Source organism: Amylibacter sp. SFDW26, assembly GCF_009184395.1.
GTDB lineage: Bacteria > Pseudomonadota > Alphaproteobacteria > Rhodobacterales > Rhodobacteraceae > Amylibacter.
This window is the reverse complement of sequence record NZ_WEIC01000002.1, coordinates 256,612-270,743: the sequence shown is the minus strand read 5'-3', so window position 1 is coordinate 270,743 and position 14,132 is coordinate 256,612. Positions and strand designations below refer to the sequence as shown.

Below are 14,132 nucleotides of genomic sequence, written 5' to 3'. Positions count from 1 at the left end.
GATATCACGAGTTTGTATATGGCTGGAATTCGCTGATCAGGCCATTTTCATCAATATGGAGTTTTGTTCCCGTTTGAAAGGGTGGATCAGGTAAAACAACGACGGGGATTGTTGGCCAATCCATTTGTTTTGCGACGACGACACCGACAGGTAAAATGGCGTCGCGATTGCCCAATATCAGAGCTTTGGGAGCCATTTTTTTGTAAAATAGCTCTAAAATAATTGCGGATGAAGAGCTGGAGCCAATTAAGCTAGGAATGACCAGTATTTTATCTGCGATTGTTAAACCGTGCTGTGGATGTCCTGCTAATGTAACAGCAGAAGTAACGGGGTTAATACCGCCCCAAAAACTTATGGGTTTATCGAATCGTAAAACAGTGCCTTGGGCGGTCCCTGCGAATAAGACCTCACTTTCCCAAGTCATCCCCACACTCCTTGATCCCAAATCACATGGCCAGCTTGCGCACTTTTTACGCAATCAAAGAGCGTACCAAAAACAGGTGCATGACCTGTGTTTCCAGTTGCGTAATGTGCAAATTTAGCAGAGTTCGTCATCATCACACCAGGGCTTTCTGGTAAGATTGGCGTAACGACGACACACGTATCGACCACAAATTCTGCACCTAAATTACGAAGGTCTTTATCTGCGTTGTCGGCCTCGAGCTGTTCTAATGTGTGACGGCCTAAACAGATATAAACAGGTACTTTGAATTTTTGCCCGTTTGCTAGTGTCAATAAACTGCGACACTCTTCGTTGGAAAAATGTGGGCTACCAAGAGCTACACTGTCGATTGGGCCTGCTTTTGCCAAGCTTAGGCTGTTGCGTGCTTCAATCACCATATCATGGGTGATGTGGATTATCTCTTTGGGTTCTAGCCCACCTAATGCAGTTGCTGCATCTGGGGCTTCTGGTGTGATGCCTGTGATATGAATAAGGGCAACAGCACCTGTTGATGCAGCCCCTGCACATAGTGCTTTTAATTGATCGTCTGTTGCGTGTTTTGGCATGCCATCAACTACGCAGACTGTTTCGCCTGCTAAGCGTCCTATCATAGCACCAAGAACTGGGAAGAATGCATCTGTGCTTATCAAACTTGGTGATAAGCCAGAGACATCAATAAGCATTTCTGCAATGCGGTTTTCGTCTTTATGTAAACCGTAATAGGGTGCGCGACCTGAGATTGCACAGGCGATATCTAGAAAATCACCATAACGGTTTGTTCGTGCGCCTAAGACAGTGTTTGTGAAGGCAACCGCATTGGATTCACCCCATGCAACTTGTTGGCCTAGAGTAGGGCGCATTCCTGCTTGGTAAGGGGCGCATGTCCAGCTTGGGGTGCAACCCATTTTTTCATGTGCAACCATCAAGCGAAATGCCATTTTGCGTTGCTCAGGTGGTAATCGTGTCTGGTCTGGTTTTAACAAGTTTAAAGCACCGACATTTGTGGTGGTAGGAACTTTTATGCGTGCACCTTCGGTCACAAGTTTCTCACAAAAGAGCACACCAGAGTCGCCGTGATAAAGGCATCCGTCAATATGGCTGGATTCGATTTCAACCAAACGTTCGGCGCCAAGCATTCGAGCAGTCTCTGCTACAATTTCCAGTGCCATTTGATCGCCACGCTGACCTGTGGAACCAGAAAGAATGGTTTTCTCAAATCCTGATAGGTACATTCGAAAACACTGCATATGTTTTTTGAAAATCACAAGTGATTTTGCATTTCATTGACGAGGCTCTGCAACAGAGTATTGTCGTGCTTTAAATTGCTGGAAAACACACTATGACATCGAAAATAGTACTACCGACACCACCAAACCCTGTCGGATCTTATAAAGCAGGGATCATTAGAGGTGGTATCGGGTTTGTTTCAGGGCAGTTTCCATTGGTTGATGGTAAATTGGCATTTACAGGGCATGTTGGTGCGGAATTAACGACTGATGAAGGTTTTGAAGCAGCTCGTCTTGCTGGGTTAAATGTGTTGGCGCAAATTGCACGGCTGACAGATCAATTTAATACTCTAGACGGGTTGTTGCGCTTGGATGGATATGTTGCCAGTGCCAAAGGCTTTTTGGATCAGCCCGCGGTTTTAAATGGCGCGTCTGATTTGTTTGCAGAGTATTTAGGGGAGCAGGGTGATCATGCGCGTACGGCGTTTTCCGTTTCGCAATTGCCGTTGAATTCACCGATTGAATTGGCGGTGACATTTGCAGTTAAGAGTTAACAGAAGTGGCTGTATGTATCAGCTACTTTCTGGAAGGGTTTTAAACTGTGGAAGCGTTTCAGGAATGACGTGAAAAGGCTGCTTTTCTTCGACAAAAATGGCTGCTTTTGGTTCGTCGAAGCTCTCTGGATTATCTAAGGTGCCGATTTTGACGATTACGCCATCAAGCCCTGGGCGATGTGTGACTACATGCGTGCCACAATGGCTGCAAAAACTACGTGTGACGGCATCTTCTTTGTCTTGGCGTTTGAATGTGTTGGGTTCGCCGTTTGCCCATCTGAAACCGGAGGTTGGAACCAGCATAAAATATTGAGGGCCACCTCCAGAGATATGTTGGCAAGCGCGACAATAACATAGAGCTTTAAAAATTGGGCGTTCGCTTATTTTGTAGCGTAGTTTTCCACAATAACATCCGCCTTCTTGTTGCATATCAAATCCTTCTTATAAAATTAGGATTAGCTAAACGGGGATGCGAAAAAAAAGCAAGTTACCATCTGCTGGTTTTAATAAGCAGATGATAACGGGGGTAAAGCCTTATTACTCAGGCAATAGAATATCACGCTTACCAACGTGGTTGGCCGCAGAGACAATGCCCTGATCTTCCATTTCCTCAACAATTTTCGCAGCTTTATTGTAGCCGATAGAAAGCTTGCGTTGGATATAAGAAGTTGAGCATTTACGATCTTTTGCTACGATTGCTACAGCTTGATCATACAAAGCATCTTCTTTGCCAGTGTTACCGCCCAAACCAAGAACCGCATCAATATCGCTTTCCTTGTTGCTTTCGGGGCCATCAACCACACCTTTGATGTATTCTGGTGCACCGAATGATTTCAGATGGTTTACCACTTCTTCGACTTCTTCGTCGCTTGCGAATGGACCGTGGACACGGGTGATTTTACCGCCACCTTCCATGTACAGCATGTCACCCATGCCAAGCAGTTGTTCGGCACCCATTTCACCTAGGATGGTGCGACTGTCGATTTTCGATGTCACTTGGAAGGAAATACGTGTTGGGAAATTCGCTTTGATTGTACCCGTGATTACATCCACAGATGGGCGTTGTGTGGCCATGATCAGGTGGATACCCGAGGCACGTGCCATTTGCGCCAAGCGTTGAATACAAGCTTCGATTTCTTTACCAGCGACCATCATCAAGTCAGCCATCTCATCCACAATTACAACGATAAATGGTAGTTTTTCTGGTTTGAATGTTTCGGTCTCGAAAATTGGTTCGCCTGTATCTTCGGCAAAACCTGTTTGAACTGTGCGCTCAAAGTCTTCGCCTTTTTTCAGAGCGTCTTCAACGCGGGCATTGTAACCACCCACATTACGCACGCCCATTTTGGACATCTTGCGGTAACGTTCTTCCATCTCGCCAACGACCCATTTCAACGCAACAACTGCTTTTTTCGGGTCTGTCACAACAGGTGATAATAGGTGAGGGATACCGTCATAAACTGACAGCTCCAACATTTTTGGGTCAATCATGATCATGCGACAGTCTTCTGGTGAAAGCTTGTATAGCAATGATAAGATCATAGTGTTGATCGCCACAGATTTACCAGAGCCTGTTGTCCCCGCGATCAATAGGTGAGGCATCTTTGCTAGGTTCGCAATGATAGGCTCGCCACCAATGTCTTTGCCAAGTGCCAATGGCAGGCCGTGATTGCCATCACCATATTCTTTGCCTGCAAGCATTTCACGCAGCAGGACAGTTTCGCGGTTTTCATTCGGCAATTCGATACCCACAACAGTGCGACCTGGAACTGTAGAAACGCGCGCGGATAGAGCTGACATTGAACGGGCAATATCATCAGCCAAACCGATAACGCGGCTGGCTTTCAAGCCTGGTGCTGGTTCAAGTTCGTACATGGTCACAACTGGGCCTGGGCGAACTGAAACGATTTCACCTTTGACACCGTAATCATCCAAAACAGTTTCCAGCATACGTGCATTTTGCTCTAGTGCTTCATCGCTTAGGTGGTGGCGTACGATGGTTGTTGGGCTGGCCAACAATCCCAAAGGTGGCGTTTCGTATTCAGCGCCATTTTTATCTGCGAACAAGCTTGGCTGTGCTTCCGCTTTGGCTTTTTTACTTTTCTGAACAGGCTTTGGTGTCGTGTGTTGCACAACCGCTTTGGGTTCTGGTGTTGGAACTGCAAAAATGTTTTCAACAGGATCGTTCAAATCTAATTCACCGTCGTCTGTGAACTCTTTCGCCATGATTGGTTCTTGCGAGGTAGGTGGTGCCATAGCAGGTTCTGCTACTAGAACGGGTTCAACACGTGCTTGATCTTGTGCTTCATTACGTTTTGCTAGAATTTTACTTTGTACAGCTTCCGTGATGCGCATTTTAACGCGATCTTGTGATGGTGTTTGCAGTTGTGGTTCAACATGCGCTGTTTCCGCAACCATTTCTGGTTCTGCGCGTTTACCCAAACCAAATGTTGGCAAAGATGGGAACGATAGTTTTTTAGCAGGTGCTTGTTCTTCTACGGGCGCCGCTTCCACAGGGTCAATATACTCTTCGACAAGGCTTGGTTCAGCACGTGCCACAAAAGATGTTTCTGGTTGTGCTTGCGGAATGTCTGTTGCTGAAGTTCGCACAGGACGGTTCGCGCGGTGTTGTTGTACTTTGCTTGTGATCATCGAGATCAGATTGATGATGCTGGCATAAGATAGAATGATAGCAACGATCGCATAGCGGTTGATTGTACGTAGCTCTTGGATTGTGTAACCCAACACATACAGGCCAAGGCTGACAGTGATTGCGGCAAGTACCAATGTGATTAATGCTACGCCAAACCCAAGACTTAATGGATTTATGTCCACTAAAAAGCCAAGTGCCATATCGCCGAATAAACCACCCAGACCAAAGCTGTGTGTCCATGCGTCTGCTGGCACATGTGCGGCCATGAAAATAGCTGCAAATGCCGCAAAGATTGGTGAAAAGATTACACGGCTTACAGCACGTGTTTCACCAATATGTAAAACAAAACGAACGCCCCATGTGACCATAAACAATGGAATGGTCCATGCGGCTTTGCCCATGGTCAGGATAAGTGTGCTGGCAATTGCTGCACCAAATTCACCCAACATGTTTTTGGCGGGGGCAGATGTAACGTTAAAACGGCTTGGATCATCAGGAGAATAACTCCACATGATCAGTGCGAATAATACGCCAATGGCAAGGAGACCAAGGCCGATGAGTTCCGATCCACGCTTGCGGATTGCGGCCTGCATGTGCTCTTCCAATAGGGGGTCGCGGGGTCTAGATTGATATGCCATTATTTATTTACCTCGTACAAACACGCGTGAATAGCGTTCAGGCCACGCGTGATTTCCTGCTCTGGGGCCACTAGGGCCACACGGATGTATCCTTTTGCTGGATCACCCTCTTTTGTTGGGCGTGCTAAATATGATCCTGGCAAGACGCGCACGCCGGTCGATTGCCATAGTTTCAATGTTGCTGCTTCGCCGTCTTCGACGGGCAACCACAAGAAAAACCCAGCTTCAGGGCTGGTGTAATTTGGAACGTCGCCAAAGACTTTGTCAGCGATGGCGTATTTCGTCAGATATTGCGCACGGTTTGCAATAACGTGATCTTCATCAGACCATGCTTTGGCGGCAGCCATTTGCAATGGTTGCGGAATTGGGGACCCTGCATATGAACGCAAAGTTTTCAGTGCTGCGATTGTATCTGGACCACCTGTTGCGGACCCTGAACGCAAACCAGGTAGGTTTGAACGTTTGGATAATGAATGGAATGCCAGAACACGTTCTGGGTCTACGCCCATTTCATGGGCAACTTCCAATGCACCAATCGGTGGTGTGTCGCGGTAGATTTCCGAATAACATTCATCTGCGAAAATACGGATATCGTATTCTTCGGCCAAATTGATCAGATCACGCCAATATTCTTTGCTGGCTACAGCCCCCTGAGGGTTTGATGGCGAGCAAATGTAAATGATGGATGTATCGTTTAAGATATCTTCGCCAACAGATGCGTAATCTGGCAAAAAGCCATTTTCGCGGTGCGCTGGAACATAAATTGGTGTTGCGCCAACTGTTAACGTGGCAACGGCATAAACTTGATAAAATGGATTTGGCAGCAAAACGTTTGGTTGGCGGCCGTTTTTCTTTTCAGGGCACAAAGCAACACAAGCGTTGAACAAACCCTCGCGTGATCCGTTCAGCGCTAGGACGTTTTTATTTGCATCGCATGGCACGTTGTAGCGGCGTGTCACCCAATCAGAAATTGCTGTCAAAAGCTCTGGGCAGCCTTCATTCGTTGGGTAATTGTTAAACCCAGCTGAATGTTCTGCGATTGCATCCATGATGAAATCGGGGAATTTATGTTTCGGTTCGCCAATCGACATATGCAAAACGTCACCGCCTGCTGGATGTGGGTCCAACAAGGTACGTAAACGTGGAAATGCGTATTCGGGCAGGTTCGAAAACCGCTCTGGAAACTGCATGTCTGCCTCATTCTTAGGGATCTAATCGTCCCATTTACATGCAGTTTAGCCAATAAAGTGCTCTTGGACAAAGGTTTTTTACAATCTGATTGCCTGTTGTGGCTTATTTGCCTAAAGCGTGGCTTTACCCCAAAATAGGTTCCATTTGCGAAGCGATAGAGAGTATTTTACGTTCTTCGAATGGTTTTCCACAGATCATAAGCCCGCATGAGGGTGTCCTAGAAGGTAAAGTTATCGCACAAAGGCCCAATAAATTAGAAATTCGGGTGTTGCGAAGGGCCAATAAATTAACACGGATGTAATAATCGCTGTCGGTGGATAAACGCTTTACATTTGGGGGGCTGACACATGCAGTTGGCATAAGAATTGCATCATATGCCGCAACCCGTTCAACATAACTTGCGCGTAATGCGTCTAGTTTGTGCCAAGCGCGAATGTATTCGGCGCCAGAAAAACCTTTACCTAACATGAAACGCGCCTCAATTTCTGAGAACATTACATTTGGTTTTTCGGCGATAGTTTCGCCCCATTGTGCATAAGCTTCAGTTGTGAATAGACAGCTGGATAAAGGCAAAGCGTGTGCGACTTCGGGTATTTCTAATTCTTCGATAATAGCACCAGCAGCTTTGAGTGCTTCGATGTTCCTTTCAAACGCTTTTTGTGGTTCTGAATCCATGTCATCTAATGCGGCAGTTGTGCATATAGCGAAACGTTTTCCTTTAATGTTTGATTGGATAAGGGGCATTGGTCGTTCGCCTGCTAATGCTGCGAAGAGATTGGCGGTGTCTTCAACGGAACGGCACATGGGGCCGACAGTGTCGAATTTTGTACATAGCGGAACAGATCCTGTGGTAGGCAATAACCCGTGTGTGGTTTTCAAGCCAACTATATCATTCCAAGCAGATGGAATGCGAACAGAACCGCCAGTATCCGAACCAATACTTGCGGGGGCCAGATTGAATGCAACAGAAGCGGCCGATCCTGATGAAGAGCCACCAGGTGCTGCATCAAGGTCATTCACACAGGGCGGTGTGCGTGTGATTGGATTTACGCCAAGGCCAGAAAAGGCCAGCTCTGACATGTGTGTTTTGCCCAAGCAGACCAATCCGCCAAGCGTTGCGTTTTTCAAAACTGTGGCATCTGCAGTTGGTGTACGACCATCTAGTAATTTTGATCCTGCTTCGGTGGTTATGCCAGCCGTATCAAATAAATCTTTCCATGAGATTGGCACACCATCCAAAGGACCGATGCGTGTGCCATTTTGAGCACGATCTGTTGCGGCTTTGGCTTCTGCACGGGCACGGTCTGGTGTGGTACGAGCATAGATGCGTTCAGTGAGTGGGTTTTTGTCAATCTCGGAAAGGAAAGCTTCTGTCACCTCTGTTGGGCTGACCTCTTTGCTGCCAATCATACGGCCCAAATCGCTGGCGGTTTTTGTAAGCAGATCGTTGGACATTGCGTATTCCCCTTTTGACGCAGCCTAGCGACGCATTGTCGGCTGGACAATCCATGTTTTCAGTTCATATTCAAAAGCATGGAACAAGACGCAGATATCATCATTGTTGGCGGTGGCCTGAACGGTTGCACAACCGCATTGGCGCTTGCCCAGATTGGACAAGAGGTGATTTTGATTGATGCAATGGACAGCTCAACGTTGGCCTCTGATATTTTTGATGGGCGCAGCTATGCGCTGGCTTTGACGTCAAAAAATATGCTGAATGTTTTGGGGCTGTGGGGCGAGGTTGCGGATAAAAGCTGCCCTATGCTGGATATCAAAGTCAGCGATGGACGTGCGGGCGAAGGCGCAGCACCTTGGTTCGTTCATTTCGATCATAACGAGCTGGAAGAAGGCCCAATGGGCCATATGCTGGAAGATCGATATTTGCGTCAGGCTTTGTTGAAAGCGATTGATGATACGCCTGCGATCACACATATGGAAAGCACTAAGGTTGTTGATCAACAGATTGATGTTGGCGGTGTTTCTGTGACGTTAGAAAGCGGCCAGGTCTTGCATGCGAAACTGTTGGTTGGCTGTGATGGTCGGTCTAGCCAAGTTGCTGTTCGCGCTGGTATTGGGCGCAAAGGTTGGGGGTATGACCAGACCAGCCTTGTTTGTGCAGTCGCGCATGGAAAGCCACATGATAATACAGCACATCAGTTCTTTATGCCTGCGGGACCTTTGGCGATTTTGCCGTTGAACGGGAATGTGTCGTCGATTGTTTGGACAGAAAGTACGGAACGTGCGGAGGAAATCTCTGCGATGGATGAAGCGGATTATCTGGATTGTCTGCGCCCGTGTTTTGGTGATTTTCTAGGTAAGATTTCATTGGCAGGTGGGCGGTATTCCTATCCACTTGGCCTAAGCTTGGCGGATCGGTTCGTCGATCATCGTTTGGCGTTGGTGGGCGATGCGGCGCATGGTGTGCATCCACTGGCGGGGCAGGGTTTGAACCTTGGGCTGCGCGATATTGCGGCACTGGTTGAGGTGTTGGCCGATGCGATGCGCCGTGGTGAGGATATCGGCGCGTTGAATGTTTTGCAGCGGTTCCAGCAATGGCGTCGCTTTGATACAGCTGGATTGGCGGCGGCGACAGATGGAATCAATCGGTTGTTTTCGAATGACAATCCATTGCTGCGGACGGTACGTGGTTTGGGGTTGGGTTTCGTGAATTCGAACCCTGCAATGCGCCGCGGATTTATGCGTCAGGCGGCGGGTTTAACGGGGGACTTGCCGAAGATGTTGCAGGGGCGCATTGTCTGATTTTTATGTAGTGTTCCAGTTGAAGCAACTATTTAACTTATTGAAAGTATTGTATTTTTAGATGTATGGCGCACTTATTTCAAGGCGTAGACGTGTGCATCTTTTGTGCTCTTATTGCATCATAGAAACTGTCATAGTATCCATCAAATTTTAGCCTAACAGGGTGAGATGTATAGAATTCTCGGAATTCAGAAGCTTGTGGAGCCGTTTCAAGATATTTGCATAATTTTTGTCTGAATGCCCATGGTTTTGTTTTTTTGGGTAAACGCGATAGCCAATGGTTATTTGGCCTACCTAATTTTCGCCCTTTGATGAGCCTGTTGCCAGATGGCAGTGGGTTTTGGGACATAATTTCAATGAATTGATCCAGCTCAGCCGGTAATGCAAAGATCAAATCAACTCCTTGAAAATGTATTTCAAGCAAGCACCAGAGTTTACGTTGTTTCTCAAATGGATATACATATTTATGTTTTGGGCGTTTCCATTGTCCACTATCATTCTGTTGGTTCACCCATGCATATCTACGAACGCCCGCCCAACCACTGACTGGCGTTTGAGGGAAGTCTTGATGGTAGCTTAATTTCGCATTTTTCATACAGGAATTTTATAATAAAATTTTGAAATAACAAGATATTTGATATCGATCAATCATGGTAATGTTGCTTATTCCTTTACAAACATCTTACGTGGCACATTCGCCAGACACTCAGGATTGTTTTCCCCAATCCTAATACTTTCAGTAATCTCAAAGCCCCAGTCGTCTGCCCATAATCCTGTCATGAAATGGAAGGTCATGTTTTCGCGTAAAATGGTTTTGTCACCCCCGCGCAGGGACATTGTGTGTTTGCCCCAATCGGGGGGGGTAAGCGGCGCCGATGGAGTATCCTGTGCGGTTGGCTTTGCTCATATGCGGTCACCTATATCTATGATGACAGCATATTACGCAGAGTGAACTTTAAAGCAATTTAATCTATGACGCGTGCTTCTGCGACCAACATGATTGGGATACCGTTACGGATTGGGAAAGCGCATTTCGCGCCTTTGGAAATCAGTTCGTTTTTTTCGGCATCATATTCCAATGGGCCGTGGGTGATGGGGCACATCAATGCCTCTAACATTCTGCCATCCGCTTTGCATGTGTTGCTCATTGTACTTGGCCTTTGTCATCACGATTAGAGCGTAATGAAAATTCCATCAAAGTGGAAACAGTTTCGCGCCGTGTTTTTAGGCATGGCGATTCCAGTAAGGCTTGGCGTTCTTCTGGGTCAAAGGGGCACATCATTGATAGGGAATTGATCAGCAACTCTTGATTTGCATCTTTAAGGCTGTCCCAGTCTGTTTGTAATTCGTGCACTTCGAAATAGGCATGTAGTTTTTTCAGAAACGCTTCGCGGTCGAATGTTTCATCGGCTTCTTCGTCGCCCAGATCGCGTTCAAAGGGGGCCCAGTCTACGTCTGCTTTTATGTAAGGCGTGAACCCTGTGTGGGTTTCTTTGATGCGGTAACGGCTGACGCCGTTGATGGAAATCAGATAGCGGCCATCATCCGTTTCAGTAAACGATGTGATGCGACCTGCGCAGCCAATTTGGTGCAAGGGTGGGTTGCTGATGTCATTTGGGGCGTCGCGCTTTTGGATCATACCGATCAGGCGATGATCTGTTTTCAATGCGTCATCGACCATCTGCAAATAGCGTGGTTCAAAGATGTTCAGTGGCAGACGGGCGCGGGGTAAAACCAGCGCGCCAGTCAAAGGAAAGACGGGGATCGAAGCGGGTAGATCGGAAAGATTAAACATCTGCTTCATTTAGGTCTGTCCTGCGTTTAGGCAAATATAATGGACGATAATTTGCGGCGCCCTGCCTGTGCTATTGGGTCTTTGGCGCCAAGGGCGTCGAAGATTTTGAACAGCTGCTCTTTGGCAGCGCCTTCGTTCCATTCTGCATCGCGGCGGAAGAGATCGAGGAGCGTATCGATGGCAGCAGCGGAATCATCTGCGGCCAATTCTGCCATTGCCAAATCAAAGCGTGTTTGGTGATCGTCAGGATTGGCTTCCAGTTTTGCTTTTAATTCGCTAGTTTCACCAGCGTCTGATGCCATACTGGCGATTTCGACCTGTGCAATTACGGCAAGGATAGCAGGGTCGTTTTTGATGCTTTCAGGAAGCGCACCTAGATTTTTCTGTGCTTGTTCGATGTTGCCCATAGCGATCTGTGCTTTGACATAACCTGCGTAGGCCGCTGCATTTTCAGGTTCTTCGCCAAGGATGGCAGAGAATGTATCTGCCGCATCGTTTAATGCGCCTTGTTCCAGCATTTCTTCGGCCATTGCGACAGCTTCTTCTAAACCGCCATCTTCGCCCGTAGAGGCAAGCAGCTTATCTATGAAAGCTTTGATTTCGGATGGGGCTTTGGCGCCCATGAAGCCGTCCACAGGTTGACCATCGACGAATGCGAATACGGCTGGGACGGATTGAATGCGCATTTGGCTGGCGAGCATTTGGTTTTGGTCGATATCAACCTTTACCATTTTCACTTTGCCGCCTGCGGCTTTCACTTCTGCCTCTAGGTTTGGGATTAGTGTTTTACAGGGGCCACACCATGGTGCCCAAAAGTCCACGATGACAGGTTGAGACTTACTGGCCTCAATCACGTCTTCCATGAATGTATCTTCGTTAACGTCTTTGATCAGGTCGCCGTTTGCGGCAGGTGCGTTTCCAAGTTCTAACAACGGATGCTCCATTTCTATATTTTGGTTGCCCTTGATGTAGTCATCTATGGGCGTTGGGGCAAGTTAGATATCAAAGGTAGCAAATAACGGTGCGTGATCGCTGGGTTTTTCCCAACCACGTGCATCGCGTAAAACGCGGCTGGAATGGGCTGCGTTGGAAATATCTGGTGTGGCCCAGATGTGATCCAAACGGCGACCTTTGTCGGCGGTGTCCCAGTCGCGGGCGCGGTAGGACCACCATGTGTAAAGTTTGCCATCTGTGATGTCTTGGCGTGTGATATCGACCCAGTTTCCTGCGGCTTGGGTTTCGGCCAATTTTTCCACCTCAATCGGTGTGTGTGACACGACTTTGAGCAGCTTTTTATGATCCCAAACGTCATCTTCGCGCGGGGCGATATTCAGATCGCCCACCATCACTGATTTTTCAGGTGTGTTGGCTTTGAACCAATCGCGCATGTCGGCCAAGTAATCCAGTTTTTGACCAAATTTTTCGTTCACTTCGCGGTCAGCAACATCACCGCCTGCGGGAACATAGAAATTGTGGATCGTCATACCGTTGTCCAGCTTGCCAGCAATATGACGGGCATGTTCAAGGTTGGCGAAATCTTCGCGATGTTGTTCGACCATTGGGATGCGGGATAGGATGGCGACGCCATTGTAACCCTTTTGCCCATTGGCAACCATGTGGGTGTATCCCAAAGCTTCGAACCCTGCTGTTGGGATTTTATCGACAGGGGATTTGCATTCTTGCAGACATAGAACGTCAGGTTTTTCTTCTTCTAAAAGTTTTAGAACGATGGGTTCACGAAGGCGGACTGAGTTGATGTTCCATGTGCAGATTGTAATTGGCATTTGAGTTCTTCTTGTCATTTTCGGATATGCTTGAATAAGCCTAACAGATCGTGCGCGGCGCAGATAGGTGAAATATCCGTAAATTCCCGAATTTAGAAGCTGCCAAGCGGAAGATAGAAACTACTATTTGGATCATTGCTTCCACATGCGCTTAGGCTGACTGCAACTAAGGACATAATGATTACGCTGACGATAAAAGGGTATCTTTTGAGTTTCATTTTGAGCCTTCATTATTATTATGTTTTAGCTCTTTTTACTGCGATGTTTTGCTTGATTATGTGAGGGCTGTCACAGTTTATGAAATAAAAAAAGCCCGCCAAAAATGGCGGGCCAGTCAGGATAAAGTCTTGGGAGGACTTCAGGGAGAATTAAGCAACCAAGCGGTAACCACCTGATTCAGTAACTAATAAACGCGCTGTGCTAGGATCGGGCTCGATCTTTTGACGCAAGCGGTAGATGTGTGTTTCCAATGTGTGTGTTGTAACACCTGCATTGTAACCCCACACTTCGTGCAACAGCACATCGCGGGCCACTACGCCATCTTGAGCGCGGTATAGGAATTTCAAAATGTTAGTTTCTTTTTCTGTCAGACGGATTTTCTTTTCGTCCTCAGTGATCAACATTTTTGACGCTGGTTTGAACGTGTATGGCCCAAGCGTGAATACGGCATCTTCTGATTGCTCGTGTTGACGCAATTGTGCGCGAATACGTGCCAGTAATACTGGGAATTTGAACGGTTTTGAGATGTAATCGTTTGCACCTGCATCCAGACCCAAAATTGTGTCTGCATCTGTGTCATGCGCTGTAAGCATTACGATTGGGCATTTCACGCCTTGTTTGCGCATCAAACGGCACAATTCACGGCCATCCATGTCTGGCAAGCCAACGTCTAGGATCACAAGATCATAGATTGCTTCTTTGGCTTTATCCAAGCCGCCAGCGCCATCTGCTGCTTCAAATACATCAAAATCTTCTGTCAGGACCAGTTGATCTGCAAGCGCTTCGCGCAAGTCATCGTCATCATCGACCATTAATATTTTTTTTACGTTGCTCATAATAGCGCTCCATTTGTTGATTCAAACTTCTGAT

14 protein-coding genes and 1 pseudogene are annotated in these 14,132 nt (G+C 47.2%); 2 read left to right on the top strand and 13 right to left on the bottom strand.

The window, feature by feature from the left end:
- Nucleotides 1–4: 4 nt before the first annotated feature.
- Both F9L33_RS07575 and F9L33_RS07570 read right to left on the bottom strand, forming a co-directional pair.
- Complete coding sequence (locus F9L33_RS07575) at nucleotides 5–424, bottom strand: aconitase X swivel domain-containing protein (RefSeq protein ID WP_152142159.1); 420 nt, start codon at nucleotides 422–424, stop codon at nucleotides 5–7.
- Entirely contained in the window at nucleotides 421–1,674 is a 1,254-nt protein-coding gene (locus tag F9L33_RS07570) for an aconitase X catalytic domain-containing protein (protein ID WP_152142158.1), read from the bottom strand. The genes F9L33_RS07575 and F9L33_RS07570 overlap by 4 nt, the downstream gene beginning before the upstream one ends.
- A 107-nt stretch (nucleotides 1,675–1,781) precedes the next feature.
- On the opposite strand from F9L33_RS07570, the gene F9L33_RS07565 reads away from it, so the two are divergent.
- Nucleotides 1,782–2,222, top strand: coding sequence for a RidA family protein (locus F9L33_RS07565; RefSeq protein ID WP_152142157.1), 441 nt, complete (start codon nucleotides 1,782–1,784; stop codon nucleotides 2,220–2,222).
- An 18-nt stretch (nucleotides 2,223–2,240) separates the two neighbouring features.
- Here F9L33_RS07565 and F9L33_RS07560 read toward each other — a convergent pair whose 3' ends face one another.
- From F9L33_RS07560 to F9L33_RS07545, 4 genes are all read right to left on the bottom strand, one after another.
- Nucleotides 2,241–2,651, bottom strand: a complete 411-nt coding sequence (locus tag F9L33_RS07560; RefSeq protein ID WP_152142156.1) for a GFA family protein — start codon at nucleotides 2,649–2,651, stop codon at nucleotides 2,241–2,243.
- Between the two features lie 108 nt (nucleotides 2,652–2,759).
- Nucleotides 2,760–5,513 (bottom strand): DNA translocase FtsK, encoded by a 2,754-nt coding sequence (locus F9L33_RS07555; protein WP_152142155.1) that lies wholly within the window; start codon nucleotides 5,511–5,513, stop codon nucleotides 2,760–2,762.
- Nucleotides 5,513–6,703 carry an aminotransferase class I/II-fold pyridoxal phosphate-dependent enzyme gene (locus F9L33_RS07550; RefSeq protein WP_152142154.1) on the bottom strand — a complete coding sequence of 397 codons (1,191 nt, stop codon included), beginning with the start codon at nucleotides 6,701–6,703 and terminating at the stop codon, nucleotides 5,513–5,515. The genes F9L33_RS07555 and F9L33_RS07550 overlap by 1 nt, the downstream gene beginning before the upstream one ends.
- A gap of 124 nt (nucleotides 6,704–6,827) precedes the next feature.
- Nucleotides 6,828–8,159: an amidase gene (locus F9L33_RS07545; RefSeq protein WP_152142153.1), complete on the bottom strand. Its 1,332-nt coding sequence runs from the start codon at nucleotides 8,157–8,159 to the stop codon at nucleotides 6,828–6,830.
- A gap of 78 nt (nucleotides 8,160–8,237) precedes the next feature.
- Between F9L33_RS07545 and F9L33_RS07540 the strand changes: the two genes are divergently transcribed.
- Complete coding sequence (locus tag F9L33_RS07540) at nucleotides 8,238–9,464, top strand: UbiH/UbiF/VisC/COQ6 family ubiquinone biosynthesis hydroxylase (protein ID WP_152142152.1); 1,227 nt, start codon at nucleotides 8,238–8,240, stop codon at nucleotides 9,462–9,464.
- 79 nt (nucleotides 9,465–9,543) lie between these two features.
- On the opposite strand, the gene F9L33_RS07535 is transcribed toward F9L33_RS07540, so the two are convergent.
- The 7 genes and pseudogenes from F9L33_RS07535 to F9L33_RS07505 form a co-directional block, all read right to left on the bottom strand.
- Complete coding sequence (locus tag F9L33_RS07535; RefSeq protein ID WP_152142151.1) at nucleotides 9,544–10,059, bottom strand: hypothetical protein; 516 nt, start codon at nucleotides 10,057–10,059, stop codon at nucleotides 9,544–9,546.
- A 68-nt stretch (nucleotides 10,060–10,127) separates the two neighbouring features.
- Nucleotides 10,128–10,371: pseudogene (locus F9L33_RS07530) on the bottom strand (ectoine hydrolase DoeA); the annotation flags it as partial.
- Between the two features lie 58 nt (nucleotides 10,372–10,429).
- The gene (locus F9L33_RS07525) at nucleotides 10,430–10,612 is read right to left on the bottom strand and encodes a Trm112 family protein (protein WP_152142150.1); all 183 of its coding nucleotides are present in this window, start codon (nucleotides 10,610–10,612) and stop codon (nucleotides 10,430–10,432) included.
- Complete coding sequence (locus F9L33_RS07520) at nucleotides 10,609–11,259, bottom strand: LON peptidase substrate-binding domain-containing protein (protein ID WP_152142516.1); 651 nt, start codon at nucleotides 11,257–11,259, stop codon at nucleotides 10,609–10,611. Before F9L33_RS07520 ends, F9L33_RS07525 begins: the two co-directional genes overlap by 4 nt.
- A 26-nt stretch (nucleotides 11,260–11,285) precedes the next feature.
- A complete protein-coding gene (locus F9L33_RS07515) occupies nucleotides 11,286–12,191 on the bottom strand; it encodes a tetratricopeptide repeat protein (protein WP_370452090.1) in 906 nt (301 codons plus the stop codon).
- A gap of 63 nt (nucleotides 12,192–12,254) precedes the next feature.
- Nucleotides 12,255–13,043, bottom strand: coding sequence for an exodeoxyribonuclease III (locus tag F9L33_RS07510; RefSeq protein WP_152142148.1), 789 nt, complete (start codon nucleotides 13,041–13,043; stop codon nucleotides 12,255–12,257).
- A gap of 368 nt (nucleotides 13,044–13,411) precedes the next feature.
- Complete coding sequence (locus F9L33_RS07505; RefSeq protein WP_152142147.1) at nucleotides 13,412–14,098, bottom strand: response regulator transcription factor; 687 nt, start codon at nucleotides 14,096–14,098, stop codon at nucleotides 13,412–13,414.
- Between the last annotated feature and the right edge of the window lie 34 nt (nucleotides 14,099–14,132).

What these genes read in the sequence shown, in the direction of transcription:
- F9L33_RS07550 (WP_152142154.1), bottom strand. Translation starts at nt 6,703, where the DNA reads ATGCAGTTTCCAGAGCGGTTTTCGAACCTGCCCGAATACGCATTTCCA.
- F9L33_RS07575 (WP_152142159.1), bottom strand. Translation starts at nt 424, where the DNA reads ATGACTTGGGAAAGTGAGGTCTTATTCGCAGGGACCGCCCAAGGCACT.
- F9L33_RS07570 (WP_152142158.1), bottom strand. Translation starts at nt 1,674, where the DNA reads ATGTACCTATCAGGATTTGAGAAAACCATTCTTTCTGGTTCCACAGGT.
- F9L33_RS07565 (WP_152142157.1), top strand. Translation starts at nt 1,782, where the DNA reads ATGACATCGAAAATAGTACTACCGACACCACCAAACCCTGTCGGATCT.
- F9L33_RS07525 (WP_152142150.1), bottom strand. Translation starts at nt 10,612, where the DNA reads ATGAGCAACACATGCAAAGCGGATGGCAGAATGTTAGAGGCATTGATG.
- F9L33_RS07510 (WP_152142148.1), bottom strand. Translation starts at nt 13,043, where the DNA reads ATGCCAATTACAATCTGCACATGGAACATCAACTCAGTCCGCCTTCGT.
- F9L33_RS07535 (WP_152142151.1), bottom strand. Translation starts at nt 10,059, where the DNA reads ATGAAAAATGCGAAATTAAGCTACCATCAAGACTTCCCTCAAACGCCA.
- F9L33_RS07545 (WP_152142153.1), bottom strand. Translation starts at nt 8,159, where the DNA reads ATGTCCAACGATCTGCTTACAAAAACCGCCAGCGATTTGGGCCGTATG.
- F9L33_RS07540 (WP_152142152.1), top strand. Translation starts at nt 8,238, where the DNA reads ATGGAACAAGACGCAGATATCATCATTGTTGGCGGTGGCCTGAACGGT.
- F9L33_RS07560 (WP_152142156.1), bottom strand. Translation starts at nt 2,651, where the DNA reads ATGCAACAAGAAGGCGGATGTTATTGTGGAAAACTACGCTACAAAATA.
- F9L33_RS07555 (WP_152142155.1), bottom strand. Translation starts at nt 5,513, where the DNA reads ATGGCATATCAATCTAGACCCCGCGACCCCCTATTGGAAGAGCACATG.
- F9L33_RS07505 (WP_152142147.1), bottom strand. Translation starts at nt 14,098, where the DNA reads ATGAGCAACGTAAAAAAAATATTAATGGTCGATGATGACGATGACTTG.
- F9L33_RS07520 (WP_152142516.1), bottom strand. Translation starts at nt 11,259, where the DNA reads ATGTTTAATCTTTCCGATCTACCCGCTTCGATCCCCGTCTTTCCTTTG.